Origin of the sequence: Tsuneonella aeria (assembly GCF_009827495.1) — a bacterium.
GTDB classification, from domain to species: domain Bacteria; phylum Pseudomonadota; class Alphaproteobacteria; order Sphingomonadales; family Sphingomonadaceae; genus Tsuneonella; species Tsuneonella aeria.
On the sequence record NZ_WTZA01000002.1, the window covers coordinates 407,415 to 421,001 of the forward strand.

Genomic DNA, 13,587 nt, shown 5'->3' on the forward strand with positions numbered 1-13,587 from the left:
CGCGGTCGCGGCACAGCGGCATAACGGCGGGTTATGCCGGGCGAGACAGCGCGTCGATCGTCCGCGCCAGGTTCTTGAGGAACGCTGTCGCCAGTGCCGATGGTGGGCGTTCGAGCAGGTACATCGCGTGGATGTCGAAGGTGAGGCGCGACTTCAGCGGCCGCATCGCCAGGCCCGGCACCAGCGATGCCCGGGCGGTGAGGTTGTCCACCACGGTCATGCCCACGCCCAGCCGCACCAGGGCGGTCGCAATGTGGAAGGTTCGCGCGGAGACCACCTCGTCGAGCTCGATCCCCAGGCGCTGGACCTCAGCAGAAAACAGCGCGCCGATCGGGCCGCTGGCGGCAAGGCTTACGAGCGGGCGGCCGGCGAGCTCCTCGAGCCCGATACGCGCCGGGGCGCCCGGCATGTCCGCTTCCCGGTAGAGCACGACCAGTTCGCTCGCCCCCAACCAGTGCCGTCCGAGCGGCGCGCCGGGCGGGACCTCGTATGCGACGGCCACGTCCGTCTCGCGTTCGTAGAGCTTGCGAAGCAGATCGGCGTGGTGGACCGTTTGCAGGTCGAACCGGGTGCCCGAATGCTTGCGCATGAACTGCGCCACCGTGAGCGGCAGGGCATCGAGCGCGATCGAGGGAAGGGCCGATACGCGCAGCAGCGACCCAGCGCCCCGCTTCAGGTTTCGGCTCGCTTCACGGAGGGCATAGACCCGGTCCTGGATCTCCGCGACTTCGGAAAACAGCGTATGGGCGTCCTCGGTCGGGACGAGCCGTCCGCCCGTGCGATCGAACAGCGGGAAGCCGAGCAGCGATTCCGCGTGCCGAAGGACCTTCGACACCGAAGGCTGCGAGACGTTGAGCATCCGCGCCGCCGCGCTGACCGATCCGTTGACATAGACCGCGTGGAAAACCTCGATATGGCGCAGGTTCATGCGGCGCCTTTCGCCACCACGCCATCGTCAATCAAGCGATCGACCGCCGCGTCGTCCAGGCCGAGCGTGTCGCGCAGGACTGCACGTGTATCCTGCCCCGCGCGGGGAGGGGCCGTGCGGTACGTCGCCGGGCTGGCGGAAAGCTGGGGCGGGAACGCAAGGAAGCGCACAGGGCTGCCATCGGCGCGATCGATCGTGCGGACCATCTCGCGCGCCTCCACCTGCGGGTCGGCGAGGGCCTGGGGCACGGTGTTCGCACGCCCGCTCGGCACGCCGACGGCATTGAGCGCAGCGACAAGGTCCGCCGCCTGCCAGCTCGCGATGGCCGGGCCAAGCAAGGCAAGGAGCGCGTCCTTGTTGGCGCTGCGCGCGTGCATGGCATGGAACCGCGGGTCGTCCGCCAGTTCGCACAGACCGAGCACGCGGACGAGCTTTCCGAACTGGCGGTCATTGGCGGTCGCGATCAGCATGTCTCCATCCGCGCACGCGAACGTCTGGTACGGCACGATGTTGGGATGCTGGTTGCCCATCCGCCCTGGCTCCCGCCCGCCGTTGAGGTAATTGGCAGCCTGGTTGCTCATGAGCGCAAGCTGCGCGTCGAGCAGGGAGAGGTCGATCCGCTGCCCTTCCCCGGTGCGGTCGCGGTGCCGAAGGGCGGCGAGAATCGAGACGGCGGCGTACAGGCCGGTGGTGAGATCGCTGATCGGTACACCGACTTTCGTCGGCGGACCGTCGGCCGCGCCGGTCACGCTCATCAAGCCGCTCATGCCCTGGATCAGGAAATCGTATCCGCCGCGGTCCCTGTCGGGGCCGGTCTGGCCGAAACCGGTGATCGAGCACCACACGAGGTCGGGCTTCTGCGCGCTGAGTGTCTCGTAATCGAGGCCGTACTTCGCGAGTCCGCCGACACGGAAATTCTCGACCACCACGTCTGCCTCGGCGACGAGACGGCGGATGATATCCGCCCCTCCGGCCGTGGCAATGTCGACGGCGATCGAACGCTTGTTGCGATTGGCGCACGAAAAGTAGGCCGAATCGCGCGAACCCGGCAGGAACGGCGGACCCCAGGCCCGGGTGTCGTCGCCCGCGCCGGGCTGCTCGACCTTGATCACGTCCGCGCCGAGATCGCCCAGCATCTGCGTGCACCACGGCCCCGCCAGCACGCGCGAGAGGTCGAGGACACGGATGCCCTGTAGAGCGCCGTTCATCGGTCGCGAAACGCCGGCGCGCGCTTGTCGAGGAACGCGTCGATCGCCTCGGCATGGTCGGCCGTGTGATGCGACAGGGCCTGGTACGCCGCGGCGACTTCCAGGTGCGTGGGCAGTTTCTGGTCCATCCCTTCGCGCATCAGGCGCTTAGCCATGCGGGTCGCGTGCCCGGGATTGGCGGCAATCGCGGCGGCGATGCCCTGCGCGCGCGGAAGCAGGTTCTCGGCGGCGAGGACTTCGCTCACGATGCCGTATTCCAGGGCCGTGGCGGCATCGACCGCATCGCCCGTCAATGTCATCTGGCTTGCGCGTGCCGTACCGACGACGCGCGGCAGGAGCCAGGCGCCGCCGCCGCCCGGAATGATCCCCAGCTTCACATAGCTTTCCGCCACCACGGCGCCTTCCGCCATGATGCGGATGTCGCACATCAGGCTGATGTCGAAGCCTAGGCCGATGGCATGGCCGTTGATCGCCGCGATGACCGGGACCTCGAGCTCCCACATCGCGCGGCCGATCGTCTGCACGGTGGTGCGATAATGATTGCGCTGGTCGAACGGACTGCCGGCGAACAGGCCGGTCTTCTCGCGCATCGATTTCACGTTGCCCCCGGCGCAGAAAGACTTGCCGGCGCCGGTCAGCACCACCGCGCGCACGGTTCGATCCCGGGCGAGCATGTCTGCCAGGGCGACGAACTCGGCGCTCTGTTCGGGTTCGGTGATGGCGTTGCGATCCTGCGGCCGGTCCATCGTCACCGTCATCACGGCACCTTCCCGCGCGATGTTGAGGAACGGGGTCATCGCATTTGCCTTCCTTTGCGCCAGCCGGGCCATCGTTACGGCTCTAGGGGGCAGGGCGGTTCCTGGCCAAGCCTAAAAGTCCCGCGCTTTTTGCGATCCGGCGCGAAGACCCGGGCTGGACAGGCCGCAACCCTTGCGCGACGTAGGTGATCAGCGAGATCAGGGAGCGCGAAGATGGAATTCCGGGCAAACGAACGGGTGTCGATCGATCTCGACGGGGATGGTGTAGCGCATGTCCGCCTGACCCGCGGCGACAAGATGAACGCGCTCGATACCGAAATGTTCGATCGCCTGATCGATGCCGGCCAGGCGCTGCAGACGATGAAGGGTCTGCGCGCGGTGGTGCTGGCAGGCGAAGGGCGCGCATTCTGCGCCGGTCTCGACCTGGCGAGCTTCGGCCGCCACCGGGCAGACGAACCGCCTCTGACCGAACGGACCTATGGCAATGCCAACCGGGCGCAGCAGGTGGCGATGCAGTGGCGCAAGCTGCCCGTTCCGGTGATTGCGGCCGTGCACGGGGTCTGCTTCGGCGGAGGCCTCCAGATCGCAAGCGGCGCCGATATTCGCGTGGTCGCGCCCGACACCCGTATGGCCGTCATGGAAATGCGCTGGGGCCTCGTGCCCGACATGGGCGGGATCGCGCTGTGGCGCGGCCTCGTCCGCGACGACGTGCTGCGCGAACTGACGTATACCAACCGCGAGTTTACCGGGGCGGAGGCGCGGGCGATCGGCCTTGCGACCTGCGTGTCCGAAGACCCGCTGGCGCAGGCGACAGCCATCGCGCAGACCATCGCCGACCGCAACCCCCACGCGATGCGCGGGGCGAAGCGCCTGATCAACGCCATGGCGGACAAGTCGACCGACGACCTGCTGATGGAAGAAAGCCGCGAACAGCACGCGCTGCTGGGTTCGAAGAACCAGATGGAAGCGGTGATGTCCGGGATGGAAAAGCGGAAGGCGCGTTACGACGACGCGTGACCGGTCAGCCGAAGATCGCGGCCGCCTGCATTCCTGCCAGCACCTGTTGACCATCGGCGTTCCACAGGCGGAGCCGCTCGCTGGAATAGCCGTGATCGGCATGATCGCCTGCCGTTTCGGCCAGGAACCAGCCGTCGCGCGTGCGGGCTTCGGGATCGAGCAGGTTGAAGCTCCAGTTGATCGAGGAGAGCGGCCCCTGCCGCTGCATCGCCCGCATCGAACCCGGCGGCAGCGCATCGCCCAGCACGATCGCCTGGATTATCGGATCGAGCCCGTCGCGTTCCCTCAACCGCACCCAGCGCCGCATGATGGGGACGCCCCGGCCCCGTTCGTCCTGGGCACGGCGGATTTCCATGTTCTGGGTGAAGAAGTTGGCCGGCCCGCTTCCCAGGGCCTCGCAGTCTTCCGGCGGCCCGGGCCAGGGGTCTGCCCGGGCCGCCGGATGGACCGCATTCGGCTCCCGGCTGTCGCCAAACAGCATGAGCGCGGTGAGCGCCAGCTTGCCGTCGCTGGCGATGTCGCTGCGCACCTGGGTGACGTTGCGGCCCTGCCGCACGATCTCCACCGTGAATGCCAGGTTCGCGCCCACCGGCGCCACGAAACCGACCTGCGCCGCGCGAAACGGGGGCAAGCCGGGCAGCGCCCGCCGCGCCGCTTCCAGCGCCAGGGCCGCCGAAGCGCCGCCGAACAGGGTTCGCCCTTGCATCCAGTTTTCCGCCCCGGGCAGGGTGACAGGGCGGGAGTCGGCGGGGATGGCATCGATCAGGGAGGCAAAGCGCATAGGCCCCGATGCATAGCGATTCGCAACGCGCCTGCCAGCCCCCATGCAATCCCGTGCGCAGCGCAGCGCAGCGCGGTGCCCTTCGTGATTGCAAGCCGCCGGACAAGGCGCTAGGGGGCCGCTTCCCTCGCGAAAGCACGCTGGAACGGGGGACGAGGCCCGATGGCGGAGTGGTTACGTAGAGGACTGCAAATCCTCGCACGCCGGTTCGATTCCGGCTCGGGCCTCCATCTTGCGCTCCATTCGCATTGCAGCCGCGCTGCACTGCCGATATGGGCCCGCAGGCTGCCGCTTTAGCTCAGTTGGTAGAGCACATCATTCGTAATGATGGGGTCACAGGTTCGAGTCCTGTAAGCGGCACCAGTTTGTTTTCAGACAGTTAGTGGCGGATGAAGACCTGCCGAACCGTATGCGAATGCCGCTCTAGAAATCACCTAGCTAGCACGACCGGGATTTTCAGACCGGCTCAGTTGATCGAATCGCGCCGCCACATTTCGCCACATCGCAACACCGCCCTCGTCCCCTTCAAGAGCAAGCCGTCCGACCTGTTCGGCTATGTACCGGGGGCCATCCGTGCCGTGCGTTTTCTCGACCCACACGGCTACGGCCCAAAGCTCTTTGTCGCGGCTCTTCATGCTCAGTCTGCTAGGCCGATCGCGCCCTCAGGGTAGAACGGCGGGTTCAGCCGTCCTAATCTCGACTACCCGAAATTGCCGAAACGGATCCGGGTTAAAAAATGCCGTGAAACCCTTAGAAAACCGCCGTTTTTGAGGGTCAGCCCTGAAAACTCATGTGCCAATTACTTTCGGGTAGTTTCCGGTAAACCGGCCCGCGACCGCGCCTCAGGGTGGGAGCGGCTCGCCATTCCGCCGAGCATCGGCCCCTTGTGGCCATTCCCCGCGCGGGTGCCCCATCGTTGACAACCGGCCGTGCCTGCGGGTCGTAGCGGGGCAACCTGTCGCTAGAGCGGCCCGGCTATTGGATGCTTCGCCTAATGGTGGCATCTTGGGATCATGAGGGGCCCAGGCAGGCATATAAAGCGGCGACCGGTCGAGCTTTTCGACTTTCGAAAGGAGGTTCGCCGTTCGAAGCGTACGCGTCGCATGGCGTCGCTGAAGCTGATCGCAGGTGGCCTGGGAGCCGGTGTGGCGCTTGGGCTGAGCATCATATCATGGCCAGCGATATCCGGCAGCTTGTGGTCTTCGTCCCGATCTCCCGCATTCGCCGTCTGCGGGCTTATGGGCGGAAATTGTGTGATCGACGGGGACACCTTTCATCTCGATGGCGTGAAAATTCGCATCGCTGATATCGATACGCCAGAATTGAAAGGGCGGTGCGATTGGGAAATCCAGAAGGCGCAGGAGGCGCGGGATCGGCTGGCCGTGCTTCTGAGCGAAGGGCCATTCGAGCTTCAACCAATAAGCGACCGAGACGAGGATCAATATGGGCGAAAGTTGCGGGTCGTCACCCGCGACGGACGATCGCTTGGCGATCAACTCGTAAGCGAAAGGCTAGCGAGAACGTGGACTGGGCGCCGGGAACCTTGGTGTTGAGGCCCGGAAGGCACGCCGCAGGTCGTTTTTTGTCTGGGAAGCTACTGCCGAAGTCTCAGATCATTGCGATGCTCATGGTGACGTATGGGTAGCGTGCATGTTCGCTTATGAGCGGCTGACAGGGTGATCACCTTGCGTTCTGTTCCTTCTTCGTTCCAGATAAGGAATGGGACGGCAAGTACTCGATTCGGTCAAAGAGTTTGCCCGGCTGGGCTATCGCGTGCGCTTTACCTGCCAGGCATGACTACGTGATCGACGCGATCGCGGTCGAACTTATGGTGCAGCTACATGGGCGTCGGCAGTCGCTCGCGGTAAATCAGGTCGAACAGCTCGAAGTGCGGGGAGCGTCGGGCGAAGGTGTCCGCAGCGCTGACTAAGTGGCTAAATCGCTAAGCGCTACTCGTCGGCTTCGCGTTTCGGAAACCTCGTCGAACCCATGCCACGGCCATGCCAAGGATATAAAGCACCCCGGCGGGCAGTGCGCCGTAAAAAATTGTCCGCGTCCAAAGATACTCAGTGCGAGTAGGGCACTCGACATACCAACCATGTTGTGCCGACCCGCTTGGTTTCCACGATCCTGACCGATCGCAAGGTTGGGCCTTGGGCAAGCTGCTAGCTCGCTCCCAGAAAAGACGGCCCCGTTCGGGTTGCGTGAGATCCATTTCCTCGGACGTGAACGGCACTCGGAATGACGTGGTGTCGTGGATATCGTAAGCGAGAACTGCTGGTAAAATCCCCAACGCGATCGAGACTACAAGCCACAGGCGCTGCCAGCCATTCATTGTCACTCCCCTCCCGACGAGGTTTGCATGGCAATCGGCAGACGCGCAATCCTGCGCTGGTTGGAAGAATGCTGAGCCTATCTTCGCTTGCGGTCAGTGCGGGGGCCGAAATCCACAACCTCCCCCTCTTGTTGATGTTAGTGCTCACGGCGCGCAGATGCGATTTCATGTCTGCTTAGCGGCGCTTGCTGCCGTTCGGCTGGTGTCCGGAATTGGGTGGGTAGCTGCCGTTTAGGAGCTTCACTCCTTTGGCTTGCACGAATAGACTTCGCTTAAGCTAAGAGCCTCTTTCCCGGGCCGGATCGGCTCTGCCTTGTTCAGTTCCAGTGGGCCGTCGGACACTGCTTTACCCCTGCCCTTGCACTGCTTAGCCGCCATTTTCATGAGCGAAACCTGAGCGTTGGCATGACCTCTTGGGCTTTTATCATCATAGACGATGCTCACCCGAAACCGAGCCTCGTCGATTTGGGACAAGGTTGGCCCAGACGAGGCAAGGATGAAGATCGCCGCTGCCGAGAAGTATATCATAGGCACATCCTAGCCAGATGACTCTTGTCCGCAATGGGGTCGTTTGCTGACCGGCAGGTTTTTGGCAGCGTGCGTGCGTAGCAGACAGGCTGCTTAAAGGGGCAGCGGTGCCGAGCCGCTACGTCTGATGCTGGGTGGGAAGCTGCCGTCAGAGTTCAACCGATCCAGCTAACACCTTTGTGCGATCCACTTGTGGGAATACCGCCATCGCCTCAGAAATTATTCGACGGCCTTCGACGGTCTCGGGCGTCTCGCATTGGGGTTCGAGCACGGTCAAAGCGGGTTTTTCGTCAATTTCAAATCCCACGTAGTATTCGATAGTAGGATGAGATCGTTCGGGGCATCCGGGCATGGAAGTGAAGAGGTCTTGTGCGTTGTCCGAACGAAGACGCGCTAAACTTCGACGTAATCGATTGGCGGTAACGGGGGAAAGCTTGCCGTCAGCGCGACTGAGAGTTTCTGGTGGGGCTTCGTTCCGGTATTCGATGATCTCAATCTGATAGGAGTTGTCGGGGTGAATTAAGACATCGAGGTTCCTTGAGGGAGACTCCTCGCTTTCCACCTCGAAGTTCCAACCGAAGCCTACATCGGCCTGAGCGAGACGCTCATCGGTCCAGACTTCCTCGCCCAGTAAGTTCTGGTCAGAACATCCGGCCGCGCCAAGAGCGAGACTTGCAAGAAAAAAAGCGGGTCGCATCGGTCTCAGGATAGTAAAATCATGAATGTCCGCAATGGGGTCGTTTGCTGACAGGAAGCTTTTGGTGCGAAAATCCCAATAGCGGCCGATTCATCTACGGACACCGTTTAGCACCCTCCACGTTTGCAAAACGAAGAAACCAGTCCTGCTGGAGAACAGGTGTCCGTAGAGTGAGATCGTCACCACGTGCCCTCCTTCATGCGGCGCTGGCGGTCCTGCTCGCGCGCACTGGTGCTGGGGATGGGCCCTTCGGCCGGGTAATGCGGAAGCGCGCCGCCGGGGCGATAGGTCGCGATCACCGTCCCTTTCGCGGTGACGGTGTGCCCCGTCATCGTCAGCCGATCGACGGGCGTGCCCGCGCCGAACAGGCGTTTCCCGCTACCCAGAATGACCGGATATATCATCAGGATAAGCTCATCGATCAGGCCTGCTTCGATCAGGCCAGGGTAGATCGTGCTCGACCCCTGGACGATCAGCCGTGGTCCGTCGCTTTTCTTGAGCGCCGCGATATCCGCGATCGATCCCAGCCTGTGGCTGCTCTGCCATTCCAGGGGCTGGCGACCCCGCGTGACCACGTATTTCGCCGCCTTGTCGAACGCTTCGCTCATCGGCTTCTCGTCGCCTTCGGCATAGGGCCAGTGCGCGGCGAAGATGTCGTAGGTGCGCCGGCCGAGCAGCAGGTCGTATTCGCCGGAGAAAAGGGCGCCGAGGGTGTCCTCCACCCCTTCGTCCCACAGCTTGAAGACCCAGCCGCCCTGGTCGAACCCGCCGGTCGTATCCTCGGTTGGTCCGCCGGGCGCCTGCATCACGCCGTCGAGCGAGACGAACGCGGCGGCGGTTATCGTGCGGGCCACGCGCCTATGCGCCCCGGCGGGCGGCGTCGATCGCGGCTACGTCGATCTTGTGCATCGTCATCATCGCCTCGAAGGCGCGCCGGGCTTCATCGCCGCCTGCGGCCATCGCTTCGGTCAGCGTGCGGGGGGTGATCTGCCAGTTGAGGCCCCACTTGTCCTTGCACCAGCCGCAGGCGCTTTCAGCGCCGCCGTTGCCGACGATCGCGTCCCAGTACCGGTCGGTTTCGGCCTGGTCCTCGGTCATGATCTGGAAGCTGAAGGCCTCCGTCTGGGGGAACTGCGGTCCGCCGTTGAGGCCGATGCACGGTATGCCGCAGACCGTGAATTCGACAGTCAATTCATCGCCTTGCTGGCCGTCGGGATAGTCGCCCGGGGCCGTGCGGACTGCGGTGACACGGCTGTCGGGAAAGACGGAGGCGTAGAATTCGGCCGCTTCGCGCGCGGTGCCGTCGTACCACAGGCATATCGTGTTCTTGTGCATTGCCTTCACTCCTTGCGCGGACCGACGAGCCCGAAGGGCGCGCCCTGGGGATCGGCGCATGTCAAAGAGAATTCTCCTCCGGGGATTTGAACGATCTCACCGTGTTTCATTCCGCCCCTTTCGGTAACTGCGGCGGCTGCGCGGTCGATATCGTCAACGCCGAAGTAATAGAGCCAGGACGCGCCCGCCGATTCCGCCGGTGCCGGTGTCGGCATGATCGCGCCGATCATCCCGTCGCCGCGATGAAGGAACAGGTAATCGCCCGCATCGCCCATCGGCATGGAGCCTTCCTGGCGCCAACCGAAGAGGTCGGCGTAGAACGCCGCGGCGCCGGCGGGGTCGGGGGTCATCAGTTCGTTCCAGCGGACGTGCTGCGGCCGGTCGGGCGAGAACACGTCGATTCGCGCATCTGGCATGTCCGGGGGCGGCGTGGGCTGCATCACGTAGAATACCGCGCCCCACGGGTCGGCCACCATCGCCATTGTCCCGACGCCGGGCATGTCCTGCGCGTCCATGTGGACGGTCCCGCCCGCATCGACGATGGACGCCGCCGCTTCATCGACATCGGGCACATGGACGTAGCCGGTCCATGCCGGCCCTGCGCCGCCGGCGACCATCTCTGGACTGAGCACGAGCAGCCCGCCGGCATGGCCGCCGTCGGCGCGCCGGATCATGCGATAGTCGACCGCGCCACCCGGCATCGCGCTGGCGGTTTCGATCTCCCACCCGACGACCGCATCGTAGAACGATTTGGCGGCGGCGGGGTCGGGCGTCATCAGTTCGTACCAGATGAACGCCCCGCGATCCTGGCCGTCGGCCACCGCTCAGGCTTCCTTCCACACGATCGGTTCGAACCCGCCGAAAACCATGCGCTTGCCGTCGAAAGGCATCGCCGCCCCGTCACCCCACTGCTTCATGCGCTCGTCCGCCATCATGCGGGCTTCGCTCGCGTCGGCGGTTTCCTTGTCGGGCCAGGTCATCCACGAGAAGACGACCTTTTCGCCATCCTTGAGGTCGACCGCTTTGCGAAAATCGGTCCACTGCCCGTCTTTCACGTCGATCTCCCAGGCCTCGACGTGGCTCAGCGCGCCATAGTCCCTGGCGATGTCCCAGAACTTTTCCGCGACATCCCGGTATTCGTCCTTCTTGTCGGCCGGAACGGGGACAAGGAATCCATTGACGTAAGGCATCATCTCTCTCCTCTTTTTCACGTGCCGGTTCTCGTTATCGTTTTCGCCTTCCGGGTTACGGCTCGTCGGCGACAGGCAGATGGACGAACAGGAACCGGTTCATTGAACGGTCCCCTTTTCGAACAACAAGGTCAGGTAGCGCTTGAAGTGTTGCAGGCTCTCGCGGGCGACTTCGCCTGCGGTCGCCTCGTCATCCTGGATCTTGGCGAGGACGAATGCCCCCTGGATCACCGCCTGCATGTGCCGCGCCAGGCTTTCCGCGTCGGCATCCACGCCCCGCGCGGCGATGGCGGCGCGAAGATCGTCGACCATCAGGTCAGCATTGCCCATGATGCTGTCCCGGCAGGCGGAACGGATCGCGCCGCTGGTAAGGAAGGCTTCCTGCACCATGGTGCCCGCGACGCAGGAGAACCCTTCGGCCGGGCCGCCGATGAGCGCGATCCTGAGATCGAGATAGGCGAGCACGCGGTCCAGCGGGTCGCCGTGCTGGCGGAATGGCGCCTCCGAGAAGAAGCCCGATGTGCTCGCGCCCCAGTAGTCCGCCAGGCGGGCCCCGAGATCTTCCTTCGACGCGAAGTGATGGAAGAACGCGCCCTTGGTGACGCCTGCTTCCCGGCAAAGTTCATCGACGGAGGTGGCGGCGAAACCCTGGCGGCGGATCAGCTTCACCCCCGCTTCCAGCAGCCGGTCGCGCGCGGTGACGGGGGCAGGGCGGAAGGATCGATTCGGTATCACGACTGCGGCGATACCGACCGGTTGGTATGCTGCAAGCCGTTTGCGGCGACCAGTTGCGTGCTACTGGCGAAATGCCCAGCGCAATCCTTCAGCCATCATGCGGGTGGCGGCGCGTGCCGGGATCACCCGCGCACGCGGCCGGGACAGCCCCAGCATGGCGCGGGCAAATGGAGGCAGGAGGTCGATCGCCGCCGTGCCGATGGCGCGCTGAACGGAGGCCGGCGCGCCTTCGGGCCGCTGGCTGAGGACGAGGGCGCAAACCTCGCGCGCCGCATCGCTGGCGCGCAGGTCGCCGCGCAGTTCGGCAAAGAGGTGTTCCGCTTCGGCGCGGCTCTCCGGCACGGGGTCCGCACCCAGCGCCCGCGCGATCACCGCGAACTGGCGGAAATAGGTATCCTGATCGCGCAGCGGCATGTCCGGGCGGGTGTAGGTGCGGTAGGCTTCCAGGAAGCTCGTCGCCTCCGCCACGTGGACCCAGGCGAGGGTGCGCGGGTCGGTTGCGGCGTACGGCGTTCCGTCAGGCAGGGTCCCGGTCACTTTCGCGTGGATCCGGTTCACCCGCTCTATCGCCGCCATCGCCGCATCGCGCTGCGCAAAAGTGGTCACGGCGATGAACCGGGCGGTCCGCCGCAGCCGGCCGTGCATGTCGGCGCGGAAATCCGAATGGTCGAGCACGCCCTGCAAGGCATGGGGATGCAGCATCTGGAGCATGAGGCTGCGAATCCCGCCGACCATCATCGGCACCACGCCTGCGTGAACCATGCGAATCGGCGAATCGCGTTCGAACAAGGCATCGTCGCTGATCGGCACCGGGGCCTGGCCGGCGGCGACGTCGTTGAAGACGGCGCGCACTTTGCCGACCAGTCGGCGGCGGAGCAGATCCGAAGGGCGCGGCAATGCCATCGCGTCCGACAATGGTGACGGGGGAGCGGCGGCACAATAGCCCGGTTCGCAAGCATGCTTGCGAGTGCTGCGGCCCGCGTATAGGCACCGCCCGCGATGAATGACATGACCGACAACGCGAGAGATCTGGGCGACACGGCGCAGCGCACCGTGCTTGCCGCCCCCGACACGACCGTCGATGCGCGCGCGGTGTTCGGCGTCGATGTCGATTGGCAGGTGCCGGCCTTCAGCGAGGCGGATCCGCGCGTGCCGGACCTTGACGAAGGGTATGTCTTCGATCCCGATACCACGCTGGCGATCCTGGCGGGCTTCGCGTTCGACCGGCGGGTGATGGTCCAGGGCTACCACGGGACGGGCAAGTCGACGCATATCGAACAGGTTGCCGCGCGGCTCAACTGGCCCTGCATCCGCATCAACCTCGACGCCCATATCAGCCGCATCGACCTCGTCGGGCGCGATGCGATCGTGCTGCGTGACGGGTTGCAGGTGACCGAATTTCGCGAAGGCCTGCTGCCCTGGGCGCTCCAGCACCCGGTGGCGCTGGTATTCGACGAATATGATGCCGGGCGCCCGGACGTGATGTTCGTGATCCAGCGTGTGCTGGAACAGCAGGGCAAGCTGACGCTGCTGGACCAGAACCGCGTCATCCGGCCCGATCCGCATTTCCGCCTGTTCGCCACCGCCAACACGGTCGGGCTGGGCGATACCAGCGGGCTCTATCACGGCACGCAGGCGATCAACCAGGGCCAGATGGATCGCTGGAACATCGTCGTGGCGCTCAATTACCTGCCGGCGGCCACGGAACAGGAAATCGTTGCCGCCAAGAGCCCCGGGACCGACGCTAAGACGATCGCCGACATGGTCAGGGTCGCAGGCATGACCCGGCAGGGCTTCATCGGCGGTGACATTTCCACCGTCATGAGCCCGCGCACCGTCATCACCTGGGCGCAGAACGCCGCGATCCTGGGCGATGTCGGCTTCGCGTTCCGCGTCACGTTCCTCAACAAGTGCGACGAGGCGGAGCGGGTGCTGGTGGCGGAATACTATCAGCGGGTGTTCGGCGTCGATCTGCCGGAAAGCGTCGTCGGCAAGAACTGAACCGCCGTTGCGCAAGGTTCAACCATCAGCCTCTACACATGGCTGTGTTGACCTGATAACACACTAGGCAAGAT

17 protein-coding genes and 2 tRNA genes are annotated in these 13,587 nt (G+C 64.6%); 6 read left to right on the forward strand and 13 right to left on the reverse strand.

The window, feature by feature from the left end; all coding sequences use genetic code 11:
- Positions 1 to 31: 31 nt before the first annotated feature.
- Genes GRI40_RS12470 through GRI40_RS12480 form a run of 3 tightly spaced genes read right to left on the reverse strand, consistent with a single transcriptional unit; the run spans position 32 to position 2,933 of the window.
- Positions 32 to 928 carry a LysR family transcriptional regulator gene (locus GRI40_RS12470; RefSeq protein WP_160611869.1) on the reverse strand — a complete coding sequence of 299 codons (897 nt, stop codon included), beginning with the start codon at positions 926 to 928 and terminating at the stop codon, positions 32 to 34.
- On the reverse strand, positions 925 to 2,136 hold the full coding sequence (locus GRI40_RS12475; protein WP_160611870.1) for a CaiB/BaiF CoA transferase family protein: 1,212 nt from the start codon (positions 2,134 to 2,136) through the stop codon (positions 925 to 927). Before GRI40_RS12475 ends, GRI40_RS12470 begins: the two co-directional genes overlap by 4 nt.
- Positions 2,133 to 2,933 carry a crotonase/enoyl-CoA hydratase family protein gene (locus GRI40_RS12480; protein WP_160611871.1) on the reverse strand — a complete coding sequence of 267 codons (801 nt, stop codon included), beginning with the start codon at positions 2,931 to 2,933 and terminating at the stop codon, positions 2,133 to 2,135. The genes GRI40_RS12475 and GRI40_RS12480 overlap by 4 nt, the downstream gene beginning before the upstream one ends.
- A gap of 174 nt (positions 2,934 to 3,107) precedes the next feature.
- On the opposite strand from GRI40_RS12480, the gene GRI40_RS12485 reads away from it, so the two are divergent.
- Positions 3,108 to 3,911 carry a crotonase/enoyl-CoA hydratase family protein gene (locus GRI40_RS12485; RefSeq protein WP_160611872.1) on the forward strand — a complete coding sequence of 268 codons (804 nt, stop codon included), beginning with the start codon at positions 3,108 to 3,110 and terminating at the stop codon, positions 3,909 to 3,911.
- A 4-nt stretch (positions 3,912 to 3,915) separates the two neighbouring features.
- Here GRI40_RS12485 and GRI40_RS12490 read toward each other — a convergent pair whose 3' ends face one another.
- Complete coding sequence (locus GRI40_RS12490) at positions 3,916 to 4,692, reverse strand: acyl-CoA thioesterase (RefSeq protein WP_160611873.1); 777 nt, start codon at positions 4,690 to 4,692, stop codon at positions 3,916 to 3,918.
- Positions 4,693 to 4,848: 156 nt separating this feature from the next.
- Here GRI40_RS12490 and GRI40_RS12495 point away from each other — a divergent pair.
- Positions 4,849 to 4,922: transfer RNA gene (locus GRI40_RS12495), tRNA-Cys, on the forward strand.
- A 57-nt stretch (positions 4,923 to 4,979) separates the two neighbouring features.
- Positions 4,980 to 5,055: transfer RNA gene (locus tag GRI40_RS12500), tRNA-Thr, on the forward strand.
- A gap of 71 nt (positions 5,056 to 5,126) precedes the next feature.
- Here GRI40_RS12500 and GRI40_RS14175 read toward each other — a convergent pair.
- Positions 5,127 to 5,327, reverse strand: a complete 201-nt coding sequence (locus GRI40_RS14175; RefSeq protein WP_420006879.1) for a DUF6961 family protein — start codon at positions 5,325 to 5,327, stop codon at positions 5,127 to 5,129.
- Between the two features lie 603 nt (positions 5,328 to 5,930).
- On the opposite strand from GRI40_RS14175, the gene GRI40_RS14110 reads away from it, so the two are divergent.
- Positions 5,931 to 6,245: a thermonuclease family protein gene (locus GRI40_RS14110; RefSeq protein WP_337190583.1), complete on the forward strand. Its 315-nt coding sequence runs from the start codon at positions 5,931 to 5,933 to the stop codon at positions 6,243 to 6,245.
- Between the two features lie 248 nt (positions 6,246 to 6,493).
- Entirely contained in the window at positions 6,494 to 6,622 is a 129-nt protein-coding gene (locus GRI40_RS14060; RefSeq protein WP_272916574.1) for a hypothetical protein, read from the forward strand.
- A 645-nt stretch (positions 6,623 to 7,267) separates the two neighbouring features.
- Here the strand turns inward: GRI40_RS14060 and GRI40_RS12510 are convergent.
- From GRI40_RS12510 to GRI40_RS12545, 8 genes are all read right to left on the reverse strand, one after another.
- Entirely contained in the window at positions 7,268 to 7,555 is a 288-nt protein-coding gene (locus GRI40_RS12510) for a hypothetical protein (RefSeq protein WP_160611874.1), read from the reverse strand.
- Between the two features lie 148 nt (positions 7,556 to 7,703).
- The gene (locus tag GRI40_RS12515; protein WP_160611875.1) at positions 7,704 to 8,252 is read right to left on the reverse strand and encodes a hypothetical protein; all 549 of its coding nucleotides are present in this window, start codon (positions 8,250 to 8,252) and stop codon (positions 7,704 to 7,706) included.
- 179 nt (positions 8,253 to 8,431) lie between these two features.
- Positions 8,432 to 9,106 carry a dihydrofolate reductase family protein gene (locus GRI40_RS12520; protein WP_337190569.1) on the reverse strand — a complete coding sequence of 225 codons (675 nt, stop codon included), beginning with the start codon at positions 9,104 to 9,106 and terminating at the stop codon, positions 8,432 to 8,434.
- Between the two features lie 4 nt (positions 9,107 to 9,110).
- The gene (locus GRI40_RS12525; RefSeq protein WP_160611876.1) at positions 9,111 to 9,587 is read right to left on the reverse strand and encodes a VOC family protein; all 477 of its coding nucleotides are present in this window, start codon (positions 9,585 to 9,587) and stop codon (positions 9,111 to 9,113) included.
- Between the two features lie 5 nt (positions 9,588 to 9,592).
- Positions 9,593 to 10,408: a VOC family protein gene (locus GRI40_RS12530; protein WP_337190570.1), complete on the reverse strand. Its 816-nt coding sequence runs from the start codon at positions 10,406 to 10,408 to the stop codon at positions 9,593 to 9,595.
- Positions 10,409 to 10,411: 3 nt separating this feature from the next.
- Positions 10,412 to 10,780: a DUF1428 domain-containing protein gene (locus tag GRI40_RS12535; protein WP_337190571.1), complete on the reverse strand. Its 369-nt coding sequence runs from the start codon at positions 10,778 to 10,780 to the stop codon at positions 10,412 to 10,414.
- A 96-nt stretch (positions 10,781 to 10,876) separates the two neighbouring features.
- Complete coding sequence (locus tag GRI40_RS12540) at positions 10,877 to 11,512, reverse strand: TetR family transcriptional regulator (protein WP_202390343.1); 636 nt, start codon at positions 11,510 to 11,512, stop codon at positions 10,877 to 10,879.
- A gap of 60 nt (positions 11,513 to 11,572) precedes the next feature.
- Positions 11,573 to 12,415: an oxygenase MpaB family protein gene (locus tag GRI40_RS12545; protein WP_202390344.1), complete on the reverse strand. Its 843-nt coding sequence runs from the start codon at positions 12,413 to 12,415 to the stop codon at positions 11,573 to 11,575.
- 96 nt (positions 12,416 to 12,511) lie between these two features.
- On the opposite strand from GRI40_RS12545, the gene cobS reads away from it, so the two are divergent.
- Complete coding sequence (gene cobS / locus GRI40_RS12550) at positions 12,512 to 13,513, forward strand: cobaltochelatase subunit CobS (RefSeq protein WP_202390345.1); 1,002 nt, start codon at positions 12,512 to 12,514, stop codon at positions 13,511 to 13,513.
- Positions 13,514 to 13,587 lie beyond the last annotated feature (74 nt).

What these genes read in the sequence shown, in the direction of transcription:
- GRI40_RS14110 (WP_337190583.1), top strand. Translation starts at nt 5,931, where the DNA reads ATGGGCGGAAATTGTGTGATCGACGGGGACACCTTTCATCTCGATGGC.
- GRI40_RS12485 (WP_160611872.1), top strand. Translation starts at nt 3,108, where the DNA reads ATGGAATTCCGGGCAAACGAACGGGTGTCGATCGATCTCGACGGGGAT.
- GRI40_RS12545 (WP_202390344.1), bottom strand. Translation starts at nt 12,415, where the DNA reads ATGGCATTGCCGCGCCCTTCGGATCTGCTCCGCCGCCGACTGGTCGGC.
- GRI40_RS12525 (WP_160611876.1), bottom strand. Translation starts at nt 9,587, where the DNA reads ATGCACAAGAACACGATATGCCTGTGGTACGACGGCACCGCGCGCGAA.
- GRI40_RS12470 (WP_160611869.1), bottom strand. Translation starts at nt 928, where the DNA reads ATGAACCTGCGCCATATCGAGGTTTTCCACGCGGTCTATGTCAACGGA.
- GRI40_RS12490 (WP_160611873.1), bottom strand. Translation starts at nt 4,692, where the DNA reads ATGCGCTTTGCCTCCCTGATCGATGCCATCCCCGCCGACTCCCGCCCT.
- cobS (WP_202390345.1), top strand. Translation starts at nt 12,512, where the DNA reads ATGAATGACATGACCGACAACGCGAGAGATCTGGGCGACACGGCGCAG.
- GRI40_RS12510 (WP_160611874.1), bottom strand. Translation starts at nt 7,555, where the DNA reads ATGATATACTTCTCGGCAGCGGCGATCTTCATCCTTGCCTCGTCTGGG.
- GRI40_RS12515 (WP_160611875.1), bottom strand. Translation starts at nt 8,252, where the DNA reads ATGCGACCCGCTTTTTTTCTTGCAAGTCTCGCTCTTGGCGCGGCCGGA.
- GRI40_RS12535 (WP_337190571.1), bottom strand. Translation starts at nt 10,780, where the DNA reads ATGATGCCTTACGTCAATGGATTCCTTGTCCCCGTTCCGGCCGACAAG.
- GRI40_RS12480 (WP_160611871.1), bottom strand. Translation starts at nt 2,933, where the DNA reads ATGACCCCGTTCCTCAACATCGCGCGGGAAGGTGCCGTGATGACGGTG.
- GRI40_RS14175 (WP_420006879.1), bottom strand. Translation starts at nt 5,327, where the DNA reads ATGAAGAGCCGCGACAAAGAGCTTTGGGCCGTAGCCGTGTGGGTCGAG.
- GRI40_RS12475 (WP_160611870.1), bottom strand. Translation starts at nt 2,136, where the DNA reads ATGAACGGCGCTCTACAGGGCATCCGTGTCCTCGACCTCTCGCGCGTG.